Consider the following 20,507-nt stretch of genomic DNA (forward strand, 5'->3'; position numbering starts at 1 on the left):
AAACTAAGTATAACAAGATTAGATAGTAAGAATTTGTAATACGAGGTGAAAGAATGGAGTGGATTTATCTTTTTTATAATGTTACTGTAGAAGCTTTTTATAAAGTTGGTGTTTTTGTATCAATATCTTTATTATTAATTGGTTTAATAGATTACAAATTTAATGGAATAATAATAAAACTATTAGAAAAAGATAGGAAAAATCAAGTTTATTTTTCAGCATTATTAGGGTTAGTTCCAGGTTGTGGAGGGGCAATAGTTGTAGTTCCAATGTATATTTTAGGAAAAGTAACTTTTGGAAGTTTAGTTGCAGCTTTTATAACAACAATGGGAGATGCTGCCTTTATTTTAATTGTGGGAGATATAACTGCATACTTTAAAGTATTAATAATAAGTGGAATAACTGGAGTAATTTGTGGTTTATTTATAGATTATTTTAAGATTGGTGAAAATATAGTTATAAATAAAAATAAGCAAATGGAAAAAGGGAAGGACTATGTAAATGAAGAGAGTGGACATAAACATCACAAACATATAGCTCATAAACAAGGAGATATAGTTGATAAAGTTTTACATAGAAGAACAGATTTTAAATATGTATACTTAATGACTCATAATATATGGTACAAAATATTTTGGCTTTTGGTAATAATCTCTTTTCCTTTTGCTTTGGAGCATTTATTAGAGGCTCATACACATGAAAATCATTTTATAATTGAGTATATGAATATAAGTGGTAGTATAGGAACGATTTTATGTATTTTATATACTTTATTAAGTAGAAAAGGAATACAGGGCAGTAACTTTGACAAAACTGAAAGTAAATTAGGATCAATAAAAGAAACTTTAATACACACAGCAGAAGAAGTGGCATTTTTAGTAAGTTGGGTTTTTGTGGCATTTTTAGGGTATGAGATATTATTGAGATATATAGGTGGAGCTGAAGGCTTAAAACTATTTTTAGAAAACAAGGGTTTTTTAGTAGTAATCGGGGCAATCATTATCGGGTTAATACCAGGTTGTGGACCTCAAATATTATTAGCTGCTATCTATATATCAGGTGGAATTCCATTTTCAGCGTTGGTAGCTAATGCAATTTGTAATGATGGAGATGCATTATTTCCATTGTTAGCGTTAAGTAAAAAGTCAGCTTTACTAGTTACCTTATATAATGTAATTCCAGCTTTATTAATTGGAGGTTTTTTATATTTATTAGAAACTTAAAAAGCAGATGGTTATAGACCATCTGCTTTATTAGTTTAAATTTCATCTAAAAAATCTTCTAATGAAACTAAAGGTTCTAGAAGTTCTAAATAATTTTTATTTGTAGTAGTAGTTACTCGATTAATTTTTATAAGATCTTTATCTGCTAAGATAGAGGCGTTTTCATTTATTTCATTTAAAGAATAGTCTTGTAAAAGATTCTGTAAGTCAATTGTTGTTAAGATTTTTTTTTGTAGTTCTTTTGTGCTTCCATTAGCCATACATCCAAGAGTTATAATCTCTTTTTCTTCAAAGATATCTCCTTGAGAATGAAACTTTAGAAGTTCTCTAAAAATTTTGTCTTGTAGTAATTTGTTCATAAAAATCATCTCCTGATATATTATTTTTTAAAATAATTTTTAAGTAAACTATCTAAAAGCGGATTAACACCTAAAAATTGTAAGTATCTATCATATTCTTTTCTTTTTTCTTCTAGTTTCTCTTCTGAAGGAGAACCCAAAATAGCCTTGATTAGAATATTTTTAGGAGTATGTTCCATATCTATGAATTCCATAACTTTTGTATTATAACCACAAAGTTCTAAAGAAAGAGCTCTTAGAGCATCTGTGGCTAAAGAACTAAATCGTTCTTGTAAAATACCATGATTCCCAAAAGGCGATAGAACTCCTTTTAATTCTGTTGTTGGGGATTTATCTATTTTTTGATTTATTTCTGACTGGCAGCAAGGTACAGCTAAAATAGCTTTAGCACCTAATTCTAATCCTTTAAGAATAGAGTAGTCAGTAGCATTATTACAAGCATGTAGTGAGAATATTAAGTCAACATCTTTAAAAATATCAAAATCTTTAATATCTCCTTTTAAGAACTGTAAATTATTAAAGTTTAAATCTTTAGCAATGATATTACAATGGTTAATAACATCCTCTTTTAAATCTAAACCGATAACATCAATATTTAAATTTTTAATATTTTTTAAATAATGATACAAAGCAAAAGTTAAGTATGATTTACCACATCCAAAATCAATTATTTTCATTGAATTACCAATAAGTTTTTTTTCTTGTAACTCTTTTAGTGTATCTTCAATAAATTCTAAATATCTGTTTATTTGTCTAAATTTATTAAATTTTTCTTTACTAACTTTTCCGGCTTCAGACATAACTCCAAGTCTAATTAAAAATGGGATAGGTGTGTTATCTTGTAAAATATAATTTTTTTGTTTATTGTGTGAAAGTTCTAATATTTTACTTTCAGTATTTTTTCTTTTTATAGAAAAACCTTTTTTATTTTGTAAAACTTGAATCTCTTGATTAGATGTAACTATTAAAATTTGTTTAAATGTATCAATAATTTCATTCAAAATGTTAAAGCTATCAGCTAAAGGTTCATTTTTATGAAAAGCCTTATTATTTGCAAAACTTTCGAACTGTATAAAAAAATCTTCTTTTATTTGAACAGGTTTTAAATTTATTTTTTTATAAGAACTTTCTTTTGTAGGATTTGAAAAAATTCCTTTTATAAAATTATTATCATTAATACTATCTTTAAAAATATTTAAAATATCATTTTTTAGGTATTTCATATTAAACTCCTTATTTTCAATAATCTATATTATACTCTGTAAGAGAAAAATATTCAAAAAATTTTTGACAAAAATGTCAAATTATGGTATTTTAGAATCATAGATATAGGGGGTATAGGTATATCGGTATAAGGAGATGAAATGATGAAAAAAGAGTATGAGATTGAAAATCTCCACTGTGGAGGTTGTGCATCAAAAATTCAATATGAATTGGATAAATTAGCTGAATTAGAAGGTGTTAATGTTGATTTTTATACAAAAAAATTGAAGTTTATACTAAAAGAAGAGGTAAATGAGGATGAACTTATTGAAAAATTAAATAAAATTGCAGATAAAGTAGAACCAGGAACATATTTTAAAAAAGTAAAAAATGATGATAGTAAATTGAGTGAAGATGAGGATACTCACGAACATAATCATTCTCATGGCAACGAATTAATTTCAAAATTAGATTTAATTATTCTAACAATTGGAATTACTCTTTTTGTTGTTGGATTAACATTACCAAAGAGTTTACAAAAAGATATAATTTTGATTATAGCATATGGACTATCGGGATATGATATATTGTTAAATGCTTTAAAAAACTTAAAAAGAGGAAAATTTTTAGATGAGAATTTTTTAATGAGTATAGCTACAGTTGGAGCTTTAGCTTTAGGTGACTTTGGAGAAGCTGCAGGTGTTATGATTTTCTATAAAATAGGTGAATTCTTTCAAGATATGGCAGTTAATAATTCAAAAAAATCTATAGAAAAATTAATGAGTATAAAACCAGAGTTTGCAAATGTAAAAGATAAAAATGGGATTATAGAAATGATGAATCCTTCAAAAGTAAAAGTAGGAGACATATTAATTATAAAACCTGGAGAAAGAGTTCCTTTAGATGGAGTTATTGTATCAGGAACAACAACATTAGATAAATCAGCTTTAACGGGAGAGTCAGTGCCAGTTATAGGTGAAGTAGGAAGTGAAATATTAAGTGGATCTATAAATATAAATGGTACTATTGAAGTAAAAACAACAAAAATATATTCTCAATCTACTGTTAGTAGAATAATAGACATGGTTCAAAGTGCTGGAAGTAAAAAAGCACATGCTGAAAAATTTATAACAAAATTTGCAAGATATTACACACCATTAGTTGTTTTTATGGCTATTTTAATAGGATTTGGAGTTCCATTATTTTACGATGGTAACTTTAAATTATGGTTTAGTAGAGCACTTATATTTTTAGTAATCTCTTGTCCATGTGCATTAGTTTTATCAGTACCTTTAACATTCTTTAGTTCTATTGGAAAAGGATCAAAAGATGGAATATTGATAAAAGGTGGAAATTATTTAGAAAGATTAAAAAATATAGATACAGTTGTATTTGATAAAACAGGTACTTTAACAAAGGGAAGTTTCAAAGTAACAAAGGTTGAGGTTATAAAGGGATCAGAAAAACGTCTAATGGAATATGCTAAGGCAGGTGAATTTTATTCAAACCATCCTATAGGAAAAGCTATATTAAATTATGGAGATGTTGAAATTTCAGAATGGGATATACAAGGACACAATGAAAAAGCTGGATATGGGGTAAATGCTCTTTATTCTGGAAAAGAGATTTTAGTAGGAAGTAGAAAATTCTTAGAAAGTCATAATATCAATGTTGAATTACCAGAAGCTTTTGGAACAGTAGTTTATGTTGCTGTAGATTCTGAATTTATTGGAAGAATTTTTGTAGAAGATGAGATAAAAGAAAACTCAAGAAAGACAATAGATGAGTTAAAATCACAGGGTATTGATGTGTATATGTTAACTGGAGATAATAAAAAAACAGGTAAACATATTGGAGATATTTTAGGAATAGATGAAGACAAAGTATGTACAAATCTTCTTCCGCAAGATAAAGTTAGTAAGTTAGAAGAGATAAAAAGTAAAAGTAAAAAAGGAACTATATTCGTGGGAGATGGAATAAACGATGCTCCAGTATTAGCTATGGCTGATATCGGAATTTCTATGGGGAAATTGGGAAGTGATATTGCAATAGAAAGTTCAGATATAGTTTTAATGAATGATGATCCTTATAAAATAATAGAGGCTTTACATTTGGGACAAAGAAATAATCAAGTTGTATTAGAAAATGTAGGGTTTGCTTTAGGAGTAAAAATAGTAGTTATGATTTTAGGAGTTTTAGGAATTGCAAATCTATGGTTAGCTATTTTTGCAGATGTAGGAGTATCGGTATTAGCTGTTTTAAATGCATCTAAAATTTTAAGTAAAAAAAATTAAAGAATATAAAGAGAGTTCGTATACTCTCTTTTATTTTTTGTGTTATAATATATAAAAAAAGAAAAGGGAGATAGATATGTTTTATTTTGTTTACGGAGACACTCCACTTCCGTTAAAATATGAAGAGTTAATGGAAAAAATAAAAAAGTCAAATCCTAGCATTCCAATGAAAGTCTATGATGCTTCTCAAAATGAGGAAGATAATTTTTTAGAAAGTATTTCAATAAACTCTATGTTTGCTCCAAAGGAGTTAGTAGTTTTAAAAAGAGCTGAAAAAAATAAAAAGTTAGATCAATTATTAAAAATAGTTGGAGAATATGATCTCACAAAAAAAGAGGTTGTAGTTGTTTATGAAGAAGAGTTAAATGATTATGGTAAAGCAATAAATGAGGTTGGAAAAAAGGTTTTAACAAATGCAGAGAAATTAGGAAAAGTAATTGTAGCAAGAAAAGCTTTAGAGAAAAAGGGTATACACTTTTTTATAGAAAAAGAGTTAGAAATATCTGAGTATGAGGCCGAAAAATTAGCAGAAATTTTAGGTGATGATTTTTTTAAAGTAAAAAACGAAGTAGAGAAAATAAAGAGTTTTTTAGATGGAAAAACATTTATATTAGAAAAAATTTTACCTATCTTATCAGTAAGTGATGAGTATAATTTAAAAAAATTAGTAGAAGATTTTATGATTGAAGATAATATGGAAGTATTACTAGATTATTTAAAAAAAAGTAAAGAGTATATGTTATTTTTATATTTAATTTCAGAAGAGTTAAGTTTAGCATTAAAATTAGTAGGGTTAAAGAAAAGTGGAGATTTAAGAGAAAGTATTTCGTATAATGATTTTAAAGGAAATACATATGAAAAATTAAAAAAATATTTTAAAAATAATAGAGGATACATTAGAGAATATCCTATTTTTTTAAAATTAAAATACATGTCTTTATTTAATGAACAATTTTTATTAAAAAAAATAGAAAAATTATTGAAAGTTGAATTTTTAATAAAAAATGGTGGAATAGAAGAAAATATAGGTATAGAAAAATTTATAATTGATTTTAAAAGAGGGTAGTTTTTTAAACTATCCTCTTTTTATATTAAAAAAGCTAGAATCAATATTTTCTATAAATTGAGATGGAGTTTTAAATAATCCAAAGTCACCATAAAAAGATAAAGGATAAGACAAAAAGAGTTCTTTTTTGGCTCGAGTTAAAGCTACATAAAAAAGTCTTTTTTCCTCCTCTAGATTAAGAGCATCACCTATTGAACTTGGAATGATACCTTCTAAAAGAAGAGGAATAAATACATAATCCCATTCTAATCCTTTAGAACTGTGTATGGTTAAAAATGAGAGAGTTATATTTGTATTATAAAATTTATGTTTAAAAATATTTTCTAAAAATGGATTAGAAGCAACATTAAATTTGATATTAGAAGATTCAAAGAATTTGATAAACTCTTCCATGTAAATAAAGTTTCTAAAAAGAATTCCAATCGTAGCAGTTGGATTCAATTCTAAAATATCTTTGATTTTATCAAAAATAAATGAAATTTCATTAAAATGATTTTTAAAAATATTTAGATTAGGTTTTTTTAAAGAGCTATCTTTAGTTATAAGTGATTTTCTAAAACAATATTTTAATTTTTTAGAAAATTCATTTGATAAGTGTAAAATAGGATTGGTACTTCGATAGTTTTCTTTTAAAATAATAGTTTTAACATTGGGAAATTCATTACAAAAATTTAGAATATTTTCCATGGAAGTTCCTTTAAAACCATAAATACTTTGATAGTCATCTCCAACAACCATGAGATTAGAATTTTTAGCTAGTAATTTTAAAATATGAACTTGTAAATTATCAGTATCTTGATATTCGTCAACCATAATATATTGAAAATCGATAATAATTAAATTTAGGCTTAATAGTTTATAAAATTGAATAAGTAAATCATTAAAAGAATAGAAATTTTCTGTTTTTTTTAATAATTCAAAATTATTTAAAAAATTTATAATTAAAGTTTTAGATTTTTCATCTAGTTTTTTAAAATAATATTCTTTTAAAATAGAGGAAGAAGTTAAAGAGATAATTTTTATTAAAATATCTTTAGAAAAATTTTTTAAAATATTGTCATAAAGAGGAGTTTTTTTAGCTAAAACTAAAGCATCATCTGTAGTAAGAATTTTAAAACATTTATTTTGACTATATTTTTTTAAATATTTATATGCTAAAGAATGAAAAGTTTCAATACAAATATTTGAATCAGGTAAAAAAGAGCTGATTCTTGTTTTTATTTCACTAATAGCTTTTCTAGTAAAAGTTAGAATTAGAATATTTTTAGAAGGTATTTTAAGTTCAATTAAAAGAAGAGCTCTATATATAATGGTTCTTGTCTTTCCAGAACCTGCTCCTGCTATAACTAAAAAATGGCCATTAAAATTTATTACGGCTATTAATTGATCAAAATTTAAATTATTGATTAAAAAATTTTTGAAATTATCAGATAAATCTAAATTTTTTAAAGATATATTTTTTAAATAGTTTTCTTTCATAAAACTTATCATCTCCCCTATAAAAATAAAGCTTAATAGAATATACCTCAATAAAGTAAAAAAATCTAATAAAAGTAACAAAAAATTGAATAATGAGTCTAAAAAATTAAAATGATCAAAAATTGACGGTTAAAAATTAGAAAAATTATCGAAAAAAAATTTTAAAAAACACTAAAACACAAGTATACTAGCATTATAAAAATAAAAATTCACACAGGAGTGATGTTTATGACACTAATAAATACAATAGAAAAAGTAAGATTAGCACAAAAAGAATATTCTAAATTTACTCAAGAAAAAGTAGATGAAATTTTTAGAGAAGCTTCATTAGCTGCAAATAATGCTAGAATAAAATTAGCTAAAATGGCAGTTGAAGAAACTGGAATGGGAATTGTTGAAGATAAAGTTATAAAAAATCACTTTGCTTCAGAATATATATATAACTCATACAAGGATACAAAAACTTGTGGAACAATAGAAGTTGACGCAGCTTATGGAGTTGAAAAAATAGCTGAACCAATTGGAGTTATAGCTGGAATAGTCCCAACTACTAACCCAACATCAACAGCAATATTTAAAGCATTATTAGCTTTAAAAACAAGAAATGGAATTATTTTTTCTCCACACCCAAGAGCAAAAAATGCAACAATAGAGGCAGCTAGAATAGTTTTAGAAGCAGCAGTAAAAGCTGGAGCTCCAAAAGATATAATTGGATGGATTGCTGAGCCATCAGTTCAAGCATCTAATGATCTTATGAAAATGGCAGATTTAATATTAGCAACTGGAGGACCAGGAATGGTTAAGGCTGCTTATTCATCAGGAACACCTGCAATTGGAGTAGGAGCTGGAAATACACCAGTAATAATAGATGAAACAGCACACATAAAAATGGCAGTAAACTCAATTTTATTATCAAAAACTTTTGATAATGGAGTTATCTGTGCTTCTGAGCAAGCAGTAATAATTCCAACTTCAATTTACGATAAAGTAAAAGAAGAGTTTACAGCAAGAAATGCCTACATATTAAAAGGTGACGAAGTAGATAAAGTAAGAAAAACAATAGTAATAGATGGACATTTAAATGGAGATATTGTAGGACAATCTGCTTACAAAATAGCTCAAATGGCTGGAGTAACTGTTCCTGAAAATACAAAAGTTATTATAGGAGAAGTTGAATCAGTTGAATTAGAAGAAGCATTTTCACATGAGAAATTATCACCAGTATTAGCTATGTATAAAGCTAAGAATTTTGAAGACGCTTTAAAGAAAGCAGATAGATTAATAGAGCTTGGTGGAATGGGACATACATCAGTTTTATATGCAGATGAATTAGTTGCAAAAGATAAAATTGATTTATTTGGAAAAACAATGAAAACAGGAAGAACATTAATTAATATGCCAGCAGCTCAAGGAGCTATAGGAGATGTATTTAACTTTAAACTAGCACCATCATTAACACTTGGATGTGGATCGTGGGGAGGAAACGCTGTTTCTGAAAACGTTGGAGTTAAACACTTAATAAACATAAAGACAGTTGCTAAAAGGAGAGAAAATATGCTATGGTTTAGAATTCCTGAAAGAGTATACTTCAAATTCGGATCTCTTCCAGTGGCTTTAGAAGAATTAAAAGGAAAGAAAAAAGCTGTAATTGTAACAGATCAACAGTTAGCTTCTTTAGGATATACAGATCATATAACAACAGTTTTAGAAAATATCGGAGTAGATTTTAGAGTATTCTCAGATGTACAAGCGGACCCAACTTTAAGTGTAGTTGAAAAAGGTGCAGAATTAATGAGAAACTATAACCCAGATGTAATCATAGCTTTAGGTGGAGGTTCAGCAATGGACGCGGCTAAAATTATGTGGGTTATGTATGAGCATCCAAAAGTAAACTTTAAAGATTTAGCTATGACATTTATGGATATTAGAAAAAGAATAGTTAAATTCCCTAAAATGGGAGAAAAGGCAGAGTTCTGGGCAGTTGCAACTTCAGCAGGAACAGGATCAGAAGTAACTCCATTTGCGGTTATAACAGATGATACGACAGGAGTAAAATATCCATTAGCTGACTATGAAATTACACCAAATGTAGCAGTAGTAGATCCTCAATTGATGTTATCAATGCCAGCTGGTTTAACAGCAGCATCGGGAATAGACGTAGTAACTCACGCTATTGAGGCATATGTGTCAATAATGGCATCAGAATTTACTAATCCATTAGCATTAGAAGCAACTAGATTAACATTTAAATATCTTCCTGAATCAGTTAAAGGTGGAGCGTTAGCAGTTAAAGCTAAAGAAAAAATGGCAAATGCATCTTGTATGGCTGGAATGGCATTCTCGAACGCATTCTTAGGAATATGTCACTCAATGGCTCATAAATTAGGAGCAGCATTCCACTTACCTCATGGAGTAGCAAATGCATTATTACTTGATGAAGTAATTAGATTTAATGCAACAGATAGACCATTTAAAATGGCAGGATTTGCACAATATAAATATCCACATGCAAAAGAGTGTTACGCAAAATTAGCTGACTATTTAGGATTTACAAAAGGAAATGAAACTCCAGAAGAGAAAGCTAAAATATTAAGAAAGAAAATAGCAGAATTAAAAGCTGAAATTGGAATAAAGTCAACAATAGCAGAATATGGAATTTCAGAGCAAGAGTTCCTATCTAAATTAGATCAAATGGTTGAAGATGCATTTGATGACCAATGTACAGGAGCAAATCCAAGATATCCATTAATGAGTGATTTAAAAGAGATGTACTTAAGAGCTTATTATGGTCCAGAAAAATACTTAGCTATGCAAAAGAAAAGCGAAGAAAAATCTGAGAAAAAAGCAAAATAAAATTAGCCACCTTAATTAAATTTAGTCATATAGAAAATAAAACCTCCTAAATATTTAGGAGGTTTTATTTATAGTTATTTAATTTTTGACCATATTTGTTTAGATCCAATAAAGCCAGATTTATCAAGACTTCCTTTTACTATAAGGGTATTTGGGTCTTTAAAAGAGATTGAGCAGTAGTAAGTTTTTCCATTTTCTGGATTGTAAATAAATCCATTTTCAAAACGATCTTTTTCAGGGTTATATGTGAAATCACTAACGAAATTTATACCAACTAATGATCTTGTTTTAAGTTTTTCATCAGGATTTGCTAAATCTATTTTAGTTTTTCCTTCTAACTTGTGACCCTTCTCATAAATTGGGATAGTTAGTTGTATGATTTTTCCAAAATATCTATTGTCTATTTTTTGAAACTCTACTATGATTTGATTTCCATTTTTAGCTTTTTCAGTAATCCATTTTCCTTGAATATCCTCTTCTTTTGAAAAAGTTAAAGTACTAAATATAAGTGTAATTAATAAAAATATTTTTTTCATTTTATTCCTCCAAAATATTTGTTTTTAATATTATAACAGGTGTAATTAAATAAATCAATACTGAAAAAAAGAACAAAATAAAAATATTTTTTCTTTTTTTAGTAATAATAAAAAAAATTTATTTTTTAAATAGGACGTATTCATTAAATAAATTTGATTTGTACGATATAAAAGGTTATATTTTATTAACAATATTAAATTATTGAAAAATAAAATAGAAATGCAGGGGGGAAAAATGAAGAAAAAAATACTTTTATTAAGTACTTTAGCAATTTTTTTAGGATTGAATTTAGAGGCAAGAGCTGATAAGAATACCCTAGTTATAGCTAATGGAGCAGATGCAAAAACATTAGATATACATGCAACAAATGATGCGCCATCAGCAAAAGTATCAGGACAAATATATGATACTTTAGTAAAACAGGATACTAATATGAATATAGTTCCTGGATTAGCTGAAAGTTGGAGTCAAGTAGATGATAAAACAACAGAGTTTAAATTAAGAAAAGGTGTAAAGTTTCATAATGGAAAAGAATTAACAGCAAATGATGTTAAATTTTCTTTGGATAGAATGAAGGCGTCACCGCAGGTTTCACATATAATAAAAGCAGTTGATTCAGTAGAAGTTGTAGATGACTATACTGTAAGGGTAAAAACAGCAACTCCTTTTGGACCACTATTAAGTCACCTATCACATAATGCTTCAGGAATTTTAAATAAAGAGGCCGTGGAAAAAGCTGGTGGAGCTTATGGACAACATCCTGTAGGAACAGGACCATATAAGTTTGTTAATTGGCAAGCAGGAGATAGAATAACATTAGAGGTTAATCCAGATTACTATTTAGGAAAGGCTCCAACAGATAAGGTTATCTTTAGAAGTATTGTTGAAGGAACGAATAGAACAATAGGATTAGAAACAGGAGAGGTAGATATAGCTTTTGATATTGATCCTGTAGATAAAAATATGGTTAGAGATAATGAAAGACTAGAATTAATTGAAGAACCATCTTTATCGACAACATATTTAGGATTTAATATGGAAAAAGATTCTTTAAAAGATAAAAAGGTAAGACAAGCAATAGCATATGCTTTAAATACTCAAGATATAGCAGATGCAGTATATCAAGGATCAGCTCAAACAGCTAATTCAGCGATAGGACCAAAAGTTTTTGGATATAACCCTGATGCAAAAGCATATGAGTATAATCCAGAAAAAGCAAAAGAGTTATTAAAAGAAGCAGGATATGATAAAGGGTTAAAGTTAAAGTTATGGATAAATGATAATCCAATTAGAAGAGATATAGCTGTTATTGCTCAAGATCAATTAAAACAAGTTGGAATTGACGTAACAATTGAAACTCTTGAGTGGGGAGCATTTTTAGATGGAACAGCTAGAGGAGATCACGATTTATATATACTAGGTTGGGTTTCTGTAACAGGAGATGCTGATTATGGATTAGATCCGCTATTTAACTCTGCAAATAAAGGTGGAGCAGGTAATAGATCGTTCTATTCAAATCCAAAAGTTGACGAATTATTAGTAAAAGGAAGAAGTAGTGTTAATCCAGAAGAGAGAAAAACTTATTACTATGAAATTCAAGATATAGTACAAGAGGAAGTTCCGGTATTAACATTAGTTTATCCAACACAAAATATTGGAGAACAAAAAACTGTACAAGGATTTAAAATGCATCCTGCAGGACACCATAAAGTTTATGGAACTTATAAGACAAAGTAAAATATTTAAATTTTAGAAAGGAAACCTAAATGGTTTCCTTTCTAGTATAAAGCAAATAAAGGGGGCTACACAATGTACAAATATATAGTAAAAAGAATACTATTGTTAATACCTGTATTACTAGGAGTTTCATTCTTAGTATTTACAATAATGTCATTTACACCAGGAGATCCAGCTCAGCTGATCCTAGGAGAAAGTGCTCCTAAAGAAGCTGTAGCACAATTAAGATTAGAGATGGGATTAAATGACCCTTTTATTGTTCAATATTTAAGATTTGTAAAAAATGCAGTAGTAGGAAATTTTGGACAATCTTATACAACAGGAAGAGAAGTGTTTGGAGAAATTTTTTCAAGATTCCCGAATACATTGATATTAGCAGTTTTAGGAATAATTATAGCTGTTTGCATTGGAATCCCACTAGGGATTATATCGGCAACAAGACAATATACATTAATTGATAGTGTTAGTATGATTGGAGCTTTATTAGGAGTATCAATGCCCGTTTTTTGGCTTGGATTAATGTTAATTTTAACATTCTCAGTTAATTTGAGATGGTTACCTTCTGGAGGATTTGATGGATTAAAAAGTTTGATACTTCCATCTGTAACTTTAGGGGTAGGATCAGCAGCCATAATTACTCGTATGACTCGTTCTTCTATGTTAGAGGTTATAAGACAGGACTATATAAGAACAGCAAGAGCTAAAGGAGTAGCAGAAAAAGTTGTTATAAATAAACATGCTCTAAAAAATGCTTTAATTCCAGTAATAACAGTAGTAGGACTACAATTTGGTGGACTTTTAGGTGGAGCTGTTTTAACTGAGTCAGTTTATTCGTGGCCAGGTGTAGGAAGAATGATGGTAGATGCCATTAGACAAAAAGACACGCCAACAGTTTTAGCATCAGTAATTTTCTTGGCAGTTACATTTAGTGTTGTAAATTTAGCAGTAGATATACTATACGCTTATGTAGATCCAAGAATAAAATCGCAATACAAATAAAGGGGTGAATAAAAGTGGCTACTATGAAAAATGAAAATGTGGGGAAAAAAAGAAGCCAATGGGCAGAATTATGGAAAAATTTAAAGAGAAATAAGATGGCCTTATTAGGTTTAGTAATAATAGTGATAATAGTTTTACTTGCAATATTTGCAGACCAAATTGCAAATTATGATCAAGTTGTAATTAAGCAAAATTTAAGAATGAGATTAAAACCACCTTCAGCACAACATTGGTTAGGAACTGATGAATTTGGAAGAGATATATTTGCTAGATTAGTTCATGGTGCTAGAGTATCTTTAAAAGTTGGTATATTAGCAGTAGGTATAGCAATAGCAATTGGAGGTTTCTTAGGAGCTGTAGCAGGATATTATGGTGGAAAATTAGATAATATAATAATGAGAATAATGGATATATTTTTAGCTGTACCTAGTATACTTCTTGCTATAGCTATTGTATCAGCATTAGGTCCAAATCTTTTAAATCTAATGATTGCAGTAAGTATATCATCTGTTCCAAGATATGCTAGAATAGTAAGAGCTTCAGTATTATCAATAAGAGATCAAGAGTTTATTGAAGCAGCAAGAGCAATTGGAGCAAATGATGCAAGAATAATATGCAGACATATTATTCCAAATTCATTAGCCCCGGTAATTGTACAAGGAACATTAGGTGTTGCAGGTGCTATATTATCAACGGCGGGATTAAGTTTCATTGGATTAGGAATTCAGCCCCCTGCTCCTGAATGGGGATCAATGTTATCTGGAGGAAGACAATATCTTAGATATGCATGGTGGGTAACAACATTTCCAGGTGTATCAATAATGATAACAATACTATCTTTAAATCTTTTAGGGGATGGTCTAAGAGATGCATTAGATCCAAGATTAAAACAATAATTACAGTGGGGAGATGGACGTAAATGGAAAAACTATTAAATATAAAAAATTTATCTATAAATTATGAGGCAAATGATGAAAAAGTTATGGCAGTAACAGATTTAGAGATAGAATTAGCAGAGGGAGAAACATTAGGATTAGTTGGAGAAACAGGTGCAGGAAAAACGACTACAGCATTAGGAATAATGAGATTAGTTCCAAATCCACCTGGAAAAATTGTATCTGGTGAGATTAATTTTCAGGGAAGAAATTTATTAACTATTTCAGAAGAAGATATGAGAGCAATAAGAGGAAGACAGATAAGTATGATTTTCCAAGATCCAATGACATCTTTGAATCCGGTATTAACTGTAGGAGATCAAATTGCAGAAGTAATACAAATTCATGAAAAATTATCCACAAAAGATGCTATGGAAAAAGCAAGCGAAATGTTAGAGTTGGTTGGAATCCCAGGGAATAGATTAAATGATTATCCTCATCAATTCTCTGGTGGAATGAAACAAAGAGTTGTAATAGCTATAGCTTTAGCATGCAATCCAAAATTATTGATTGCAGATGAACCAACGACAGCTCTAGATGTAACAATCCAAGCTCAAGTTTTAGATTTGATGAATGATTTAAAAGAAAAATTAAGAACATCAATGCTACTAATAACTCATGATTTAGGAGTAGTTGCACAAGTATGTGATAAAGTAGCGATAATGTATGCTGGAGAAATTATAGAATCAGGAACATTATATGATATATTTGAAAAGCCGAAGCATCCATATACACATGGACTATTTGATTCAATACCTAGTTTAGATGAAGATGTAACCAGATTAAAACCTATAAAAGGATTGATGCCAGATCCTACAGATTTACCATCTGGATGTAGATTCCATCCTAGATGTCCATATGCACAAGAGGAGTGTTCAAAAAGAAGTCCAAGAACAACAATTGAAAATGGGCATAAAGTAAAATGTTTAGCTTACGAAGGGGTAATAAATGTACCAGAGCTACAGGAGGGAAGAAATGGCAGATAAAATACTAGAGGTAAGAAACTTAAAAAAATACTTTAACACTCCAAAAGGACTTTTGCATGCTGTAGATGGAGTTACTTTTTCAATAGAAAGAGGAAAAACTCTAGGAGTTGTAGGAGAATCAGGATGTGGAAAATCGACTACGGGAAGAGTAGTTTTAAGACTTCTTGAAGCAACTGATGGAGAGATAATATTTGAAGGTAAAAATATAAGAGACTACGGAAAAGCAGAAATGGTTAAATTGAGAGAAGAGATGCAAATTATTTTCCAAGATCCATATGCTTCTTTAAATCCAAGAATGACTATAAGTGAAATAATAGCAGAACCATTAATAATTCATAAAAAATGTAAAAATAAAGAGGAGTTACAAGAAAAAGTAGCTAAGTTGATGGAAACAGTAGGTCTTAGCGAAAGATTGACAAACACATATCCTCATGAACTAGATGGTGGAAGAAGACAAAGAATTGGTATAGCTAGAGCATTAGCACTAAATCCAAAATTTATAGTTTGTGATGAACCAGTTTCAGCCTTAGATGTTTCTATTCAAGCTCAAGTATTAAATCTTATGAAAGATTTACAAGAGGAGTTTGGTTTAACGTATATGTTTATAACTCACGATTTATCTGTAGTAAAACATTTTTCTGATGATATAGCGGTGATGTATTTAGGAGAACTTGTAGAAAAAGCTCCAGCAAAAGAGCTATTTAAAAATCCGGTACATCCATATACAAAAGCTTTATTATCAGCAATACCTATTCCAAGTATAAAACATAAGATGAGTAGAGAGAGATTAAAGGGAGAGATAACATCACCAGTTAATCCTGGAGTAGGGTGTAGATTTAGGAAAAGATGTAGCATGGCAATTCCTGAATGTGGAAATTCAACACCAGTTTTAAGAGAAATATCACCTGGACATTTTTATGCATGTCATTTGATAGGAAAAGAAGAGAAAAAAATAGAAGAATAAAAAGGATAACTCTAAATTAGACTAAATACTAATTTAGAGTTATTTTTATAAAGGAGGTATTTTATGGAAAAATTTAAAAGTAGAAAATATCATTTAACATCAAAATTAGTTTTATTAAAAGCAATTAATGATATTTATCCAGCGTTTCAAGTAGTATTTAGAAACTCTTTGAATAATGGCGTATATGTAACTATAAATGGAAAAAATTACATTACAGAAGAAGAGATAAAAAAAATAGAGAATAGAATGAGTGAAATAGTAGCAGAAAAAAAAGTTATAAAAAAAATTCAATTTACTTCAGAAGAAATAACAGAAAAACATTTAGAAAATATTCGTGAGGATTTGAAAGAACTTTTAGAAACTACAGGAATAATATCTTTTTTTGTATATGAATTAGATAATTATAGAACTTATTTTATAGAGGAATTATATGAAAATACAGAATATGTAGATTTGTTTGAGATATATCCATACGATGAGGGATTTATATTTAAAACACCAAAAGAGATAAATGGAGTTATTCAAATTCCGCCAATGATTGATGATAGAAAATTAGCTAAAGTATATAAAGAAAGTTCTAAGTGGAATGATATAATGGAAGTCTCATGTGTTGGAAGTTTAAATAGGATTAATTTGCAAGGAGATATAATAGAATTAATTAGAGTTAATGAAACTCTTCATGATAAAAAAATAACTAATATAACTGAAAAGATATTAGAGGATAGAGAGATAAAAATAGTTACGATAGCTGGTCCAAGCTCATCAGGAAAAACAACTTTTAGTAACAGGTTAAAATTACATTTAATGGCCTCAGAAATAAGACCATTAATGATATCTTTAGATGATTATTATGTAAATAGAGATCAAATTCCTATTGACGAAAATGGAAAAAAGGATTTTGAAACAATAAAAGCTCTTGATATAGAACTTTTAAATAAAAACTTGAGAGATTTAATGCTTGAAAGAGAAGTAGAGATTCCAAAGTATGACTTTACAAGTGGTCAAAGAAAAGAAAAAGGGGAGATAGTAAAAATATCTAAAAATACAATTATAATTCTAGAGGGAATACATGGTTTAAATAATAGTTTGATTGAAGGGATTTCTCAAAGTCACATTTTTAAAATTTATATTAGTTGTTTAACTCAATTGAATATAGATGCCCATAATAGAATAAAAACTAGTATTGTAAGAAAAATGAGAAGAATAGTTAGAGATAGTATTTCAAGAAATTTTGATGCAGAAGAAACTTTAGAGATGTGGAGTAGAGTTAGAAAAGGAGAAAGCAAAAATATATTTCCATATCAAGAGAATGCTGATGTTATATTTGATACAAGTTTAGCTTATGAAATAGGTGTTTTAAAACCAGCTGTGGAGAGAGAGTTAATTAAAATAAAGATGAGTAGTCCACATTATGATGAAGCTAGAAAACTTTTAAGATTATTAAGTTATTTTACAACAATTTCAGATAGATATGTACCAGATGAATCTATATTAAAAGAGTTTATAGGTGGAAGTTATTTTTACAATTACTAAATAAATTGTTAGGAGAGCGATGAGGCTCTCCTAAGTTTAATTGCTTTTAGAATAATAAATAATTTTATCAATAATGGATAAAGCTTTTTTATGCTCTAAGACATTATGAACACGAATTATTTTTGCTCCATTGAGGATGCCCAATGTATTAACAGCAATAGTTCCCTCAACTCTATCGTTAGGATTAAGATTTAAATCTTTTCCTATGAAACCTTTTTTAGAAACACCTAATAAAATAGGGGCTATAAAATTAAGTTCTTTTAAGCGATTTAAAACTTCAATATTTTCATCATAACCTTTTCCAAATCCAATTCCAGGATCGATTATAATTTTATTTGGATTAAGTCCGTTTTTTTCTGCAATTTCAAAAGTTTTTTTAAAGAATTTTTTTATAGAAAGAATGATATCCTCTTCATAAATTTTTGAATCTTGATTATGCATAGCAATGACAACACAATTATACTTTGCAGCAATTTGAGCCATTTCGCCATTGTCTTTTTGAAGTCCCCAAACATCGTTGATAATATGAGCACCAGCTTTAATTGCCGCTTCAGCAACTTCAGCTCTATAAGTATCAATAGATATAATGCAATCTAACTCTTTTGATATTTTTTTTATAATTGGAATAACTCTATTTATTTCAGTTGTTAAATCAACCTCTTCATGTCCAGGTCGAGTTGATTGTCCACCTATATCAATGATGTGAGCTCCTTGAGCAACTAAAATTTTGGCATGTTCGAAAGCTAAATCAATAGAATTAAATTTTCCACCATCAGAAAATGAATCAGGAGTAACATTTAAAATCCCCATAATTAGAGTTTCTTTATTTAAAATAAAAGTTTTACCTTGAGATGAAAAAGTCATAATAACCTCCTATAAAGATTTATCAAGTATTCTTTTTAATGTTGAAATATATTTGTTTTCTAAAGGATGAATAACATTTGGAGCGATTTCATTTAATGGATCTAGAACAAATGAACGCTCACACATCCAAGGGTGAGGGATAGCTAAATTTTCCTCTTCAACAATTAGATTGTTAAAAAGTAAGATATCTATATCAATAACTCTAGGCCCCCATTTTATTTCACGTACTCTTCCCATTATAATTTCAATGTCAAGAAGCTTTTCTAAAAGCTCTTCCGGAGTAAAAAGAGTTTCAATTTTAAGGCAAGCATTTAAAAAGTTATCTTGTATAACGTCACCAAAAGGTTCAGTTTCTAAGAAATTACTGACCTTAATTACTTGAGTATTTTCAAGGTTTGATATGTGAGAGATAGCAGTATCTAAATTAAATTTTAAATCTCCAATATTTGTACCTATAGAGAGGTATGAAATATTTCTAGAACGTGAAATTTCAACTGCGACATAATCAAAATGCTTTTTAATAGGAGCCCAAGGCTTTTTTATTTTAACTGTAACGTTTTTAATAAGAGAATACTTTATAAGAATCTCTTTAGCGATTGCTTCAGCAAGAGCTTCAATTAAGTCAAATGATTTTGAAAAGAAAACCTTTTCCACATCATCAGAAACGAATCCATAGTGTGTAGAATGATTTAAATCATCATTAACACCAGCTTTTCTAGTACAAGTTTCCATTTCAATGGAAATAATAAATTTTTGTTGTAAAAATTTTTCTTCAGCAAAAACTCCGTGATTTCCTATAAATTCTAAATTTTTAATATATATTTTATCCATAAAATTCTCCCTCTAATTTTTAACTAAAGTTAAAAATTCTGTTTTTAAACTATTGTTAGTGTTGAAAATACCTTTTGAAGATGTTGTAGTAACTTTAGTACCAATAGATTTTACTCCTCTCATAGTCATGCACATATGTTCGGCTTCCATTAAAATATATACTCCTTGACACTCAAGTCCTTTATAGATTGTTTCGGCAATTTCGTCGCAAAGTCTTTCTTGTAACTGTGGTCTTTTACAATAAGCTTCAATAACTTTTATAATATCTCCAAAGCCAACAATTTTGTTATTAGGAATATAGCCAACAGAAATTTTACCAAAAAAAGGTAAAAAATGATGTTCACACATAGAATGAAAAGAAATATTTTTTTCAATGATTAAGTCATTATTTTGTATTGGGAATGTTCTTTTTAAAAAGTCATAAGGATTTAAAAGAAGACCTGAAAAAATCTCTTTATAAAAAGTTTCAATTCGTTCAGGTGTGTTTTCAATAACTTCATCAGAGATTAAGTCATTGTTGTTGTTTATTTCAAGAATTATATTTTTAATATGTGTTTTTAAATTCATTAAATCACCTCAAAAGTTTGATATAAATTAATTATATCATAGAATAGTAGAGGTAAAAAACTTAAAGTTTTGTAAAG

At 28.4% G+C, this 20,507-nt stretch carries 17 protein-coding genes; 10 read left to right on the forward strand and 7 right to left on the reverse strand.

Annotation, left to right across the window (positions count from 1 at the left end; genetic code table 11):
* Positions 1-53: 53 nt before the first annotated feature.
* On the forward strand, positions 54-1,223 hold the full coding sequence (locus tag H5J23_RS04415) for a putative manganese transporter (RefSeq protein WP_185891103.1): 1,170 nt from the start codon (positions 54-56) through the stop codon (positions 1,221-1,223).
* A 35-nt stretch (positions 1,224-1,258) separates the two neighbouring features.
* Here H5J23_RS04415 and H5J23_RS04420 read toward each other — a convergent pair whose 3' ends face one another.
* The gene (locus H5J23_RS04420) at positions 1,259-1,582 is read right to left on the reverse strand and encodes a hypothetical protein (RefSeq protein WP_040405967.1); all 324 of its coding nucleotides are present in this window, start codon (positions 1,580-1,582) and stop codon (positions 1,259-1,261) included.
* Between the two features lie 20 nt (positions 1,583-1,602).
* Positions 1,603-2,805, reverse strand: a complete 1,203-nt coding sequence (locus tag H5J23_RS04425; protein ID WP_185891105.1) for an SAM-dependent methyltransferase — start codon at positions 2,803-2,805, stop codon at positions 1,603-1,605.
* A gap of 141 nt (positions 2,806-2,946) precedes the next feature.
* On the opposite strand from H5J23_RS04425, the gene H5J23_RS04430 reads away from it, so the two are divergent.
* Complete coding sequence (locus H5J23_RS04430; RefSeq protein WP_040405970.1) at positions 2,947-5,079, forward strand: heavy metal translocating P-type ATPase; 2,133 nt, start codon at positions 2,947-2,949, stop codon at positions 5,077-5,079.
* 76 nt (positions 5,080-5,155) lie between these two features.
* Positions 5,156-6,145, forward strand: coding sequence for a DNA polymerase III, delta subunit (locus H5J23_RS04435; protein WP_023051577.1), 990 nt, complete (start codon positions 5,156-5,158; stop codon positions 6,143-6,145).
* Positions 6,146-6,154: 9 nt separating this feature from the next.
* Here H5J23_RS04435 and H5J23_RS04440 read toward each other — a convergent pair whose 3' ends face one another.
* Positions 6,155-7,624: an ATP-dependent helicase gene (locus H5J23_RS04440; RefSeq protein ID WP_185891107.1), complete on the reverse strand. Its 1,470-nt coding sequence runs from the start codon at positions 7,622-7,624 to the stop codon at positions 6,155-6,157.
* A 228-nt stretch (positions 7,625-7,852) separates the two neighbouring features.
* Here H5J23_RS04440 and adhE point away from each other — a divergent pair, with 228 nt between their 5' ends.
* On the forward strand, positions 7,853-10,477 hold the full coding sequence (gene adhE / locus H5J23_RS04445; protein ID WP_147524917.1) for a bifunctional acetaldehyde-CoA/alcohol dehydrogenase: 2,625 nt from the start codon (positions 7,853-7,855) through the stop codon (positions 10,475-10,477).
* 74 nt (positions 10,478-10,551) lie between these two features.
* Here adhE and H5J23_RS04450 read toward each other — a convergent pair whose 3' ends face one another.
* Positions 10,552-11,013 (reverse strand): DUF2147 domain-containing protein, encoded by a 462-nt coding sequence (locus tag H5J23_RS04450; protein ID WP_185891109.1) that lies wholly within the window; start codon positions 11,011-11,013, stop codon positions 10,552-10,554.
* 235 nt (positions 11,014-11,248) lie between these two features.
* Here H5J23_RS04450 and H5J23_RS04455 point away from each other — a divergent pair, with 235 nt between their 5' ends.
* The 6 genes from H5J23_RS04455 (at position 11,249) to H5J23_RS04480 (ending at position 18,168) form a co-directional block, all read left to right on the forward strand.
* A complete protein-coding gene (locus H5J23_RS04455) occupies positions 11,249-12,751 on the forward strand; it encodes a glutathione ABC transporter substrate-binding protein (RefSeq protein WP_040407714.1) in 1,503 nt (500 codons plus the stop codon).
* 72 nt (positions 12,752-12,823) lie between these two features.
* Positions 12,824-13,750: a nickel ABC transporter permease gene (gene nikB / locus H5J23_RS04460; RefSeq protein ID WP_023051395.1), complete on the forward strand. Its 927-nt coding sequence runs from the start codon at positions 12,824-12,826 to the stop codon at positions 13,748-13,750.
* A gap of 23 nt (positions 13,751-13,773) precedes the next feature.
* Entirely contained in the window at positions 13,774-14,646 is an 873-nt protein-coding gene (gene nikC, locus H5J23_RS04465) for a nickel transporter permease (protein ID WP_040407721.1), read from the forward strand.
* 23 nt (positions 14,647-14,669) lie between these two features.
* Positions 14,670-15,671: an ABC transporter ATP-binding protein gene (locus H5J23_RS04470; protein ID WP_023051397.1), complete on the forward strand. Its 1,002-nt coding sequence runs from the start codon at positions 14,670-14,672 to the stop codon at positions 15,669-15,671.
* Positions 15,661-16,635 (forward strand): ABC transporter ATP-binding protein, encoded by a 975-nt coding sequence (locus tag H5J23_RS04475; protein ID WP_023051398.1) that lies wholly within the window; start codon positions 15,661-15,663, stop codon positions 16,633-16,635. Before H5J23_RS04470 ends, H5J23_RS04475 begins: the two co-directional genes overlap by 11 nt.
* A gap of 63 nt (positions 16,636-16,698) precedes the next feature.
* Complete coding sequence (locus H5J23_RS04480; protein ID WP_023051399.1) at positions 16,699-18,168, forward strand: uridine kinase; 1,470 nt, start codon at positions 16,699-16,701, stop codon at positions 18,166-18,168.
* A gap of 36 nt (positions 18,169-18,204) precedes the next feature.
* On the opposite strand, the gene folP is transcribed toward H5J23_RS04480, so the two are convergent.
* The 3 genes from folP to folE are packed head-to-tail and all read right to left on the reverse strand — an operon-like array spanning position 18,205 to position 20,430.
* Positions 18,205-19,032 (reverse strand): dihydropteroate synthase, encoded by an 828-nt coding sequence (folP, locus tag H5J23_RS04485; RefSeq protein ID WP_023051400.1) that lies wholly within the window; start codon positions 19,030-19,032, stop codon positions 18,205-18,207.
* Positions 19,033-19,041: 9 nt separating this feature from the next.
* Positions 19,042-19,863 (reverse strand): 2-amino-4-hydroxy-6-hydroxymethyldihydropteridine diphosphokinase, encoded by an 822-nt coding sequence (gene folK, locus H5J23_RS04490; RefSeq protein WP_185891111.1) that lies wholly within the window; start codon positions 19,861-19,863, stop codon positions 19,042-19,044.
* Positions 19,864-19,875: 12 nt separating this feature from the next.
* Positions 19,876-20,430, reverse strand: a complete 555-nt coding sequence (gene folE, locus H5J23_RS04495; protein WP_185891113.1) for a GTP cyclohydrolase I FolE — start codon at positions 20,428-20,430, stop codon at positions 19,876-19,878.
* Positions 20,431-20,507 lie beyond the last annotated feature (77 nt).

This window comes from Cetobacterium sp. 2G large, assembly GCF_014250655.1.
Classification (GTDB): Bacteria; Fusobacteriota; Fusobacteriia; order Fusobacteriales; family Fusobacteriaceae; genus Cetobacterium_A; species Cetobacterium_A somerae.

Coding starts and splice junctions, on each gene's coding strand:
- H5J23_RS04415 (WP_185891103.1), top strand. CDS start 54: ATGGAGTGGATTTATCTTTTTTATAATGTTACTGTAGAAGCTTTTTAT.
- H5J23_RS04420 (WP_040405967.1), bottom strand. CDS start 1,582: ATGAACAAATTACTACAAGACAAAATTTTTAGAGAACTTCTAAAGTTT.
- H5J23_RS04425 (WP_185891105.1), bottom strand. CDS start 2,805: ATGAAATACCTAAAAAATGATATTTTAAATATTTTTAAAGATAGTATT.
- H5J23_RS04430 (WP_040405970.1), top strand. CDS start 2,947: ATGATGAAAAAAGAGTATGAGATTGAAAATCTCCACTGTGGAGGTTGT.
- H5J23_RS04435 (WP_023051577.1), top strand. CDS start 5,156: ATGTTTTATTTTGTTTACGGAGACACTCCACTTCCGTTAAAATATGAA.
- H5J23_RS04440 (WP_185891107.1), bottom strand. CDS start 7,624: ATGAAAGAAAACTATTTAAAAAATATATCTTTAAAAAATTTAGATTTA.
- adhE (WP_147524917.1), top strand. CDS start 7,853: ATGACACTAATAAATACAATAGAAAAAGTAAGATTAGCACAAAAAGAA.
- H5J23_RS04450 (WP_185891109.1), bottom strand. CDS start 11,013: ATGAAAAAAATATTTTTATTAATTACACTTATATTTAGTACTTTAACT.
- H5J23_RS04455 (WP_040407714.1), top strand. CDS start 11,249: ATGAAGAAAAAAATACTTTTATTAAGTACTTTAGCAATTTTTTTAGGA.
- nikB (WP_023051395.1), top strand. CDS start 12,824: ATGTACAAATATATAGTAAAAAGAATACTATTGTTAATACCTGTATTA.
- nikC (WP_040407721.1), top strand. CDS start 13,774: ATGAAAAATGAAAATGTGGGGAAAAAAAGAAGCCAATGGGCAGAATTA.
- H5J23_RS04470 (WP_023051397.1), top strand. CDS start 14,670: ATGGAAAAACTATTAAATATAAAAAATTTATCTATAAATTATGAGGCA.
- H5J23_RS04475 (WP_023051398.1), top strand. CDS start 15,661: ATGGCAGATAAAATACTAGAGGTAAGAAACTTAAAAAAATACTTTAAC.
- H5J23_RS04480 (WP_023051399.1), top strand. CDS start 16,699: ATGGAAAAATTTAAAAGTAGAAAATATCATTTAACATCAAAATTAGTT.
- folP (WP_023051400.1), bottom strand. CDS start 19,032: ATGACTTTTTCATCTCAAGGTAAAACTTTTATTTTAAATAAAGAAACT.
- folK (WP_185891111.1), bottom strand. CDS start 19,863: ATGGATAAAATATATATTAAAAATTTAGAATTTATAGGAAATCACGGA.
- folE (WP_185891113.1), bottom strand. CDS start 20,430: ATGAATTTAAAAACACATATTAAAAATATAATTCTTGAAATAAACAAC.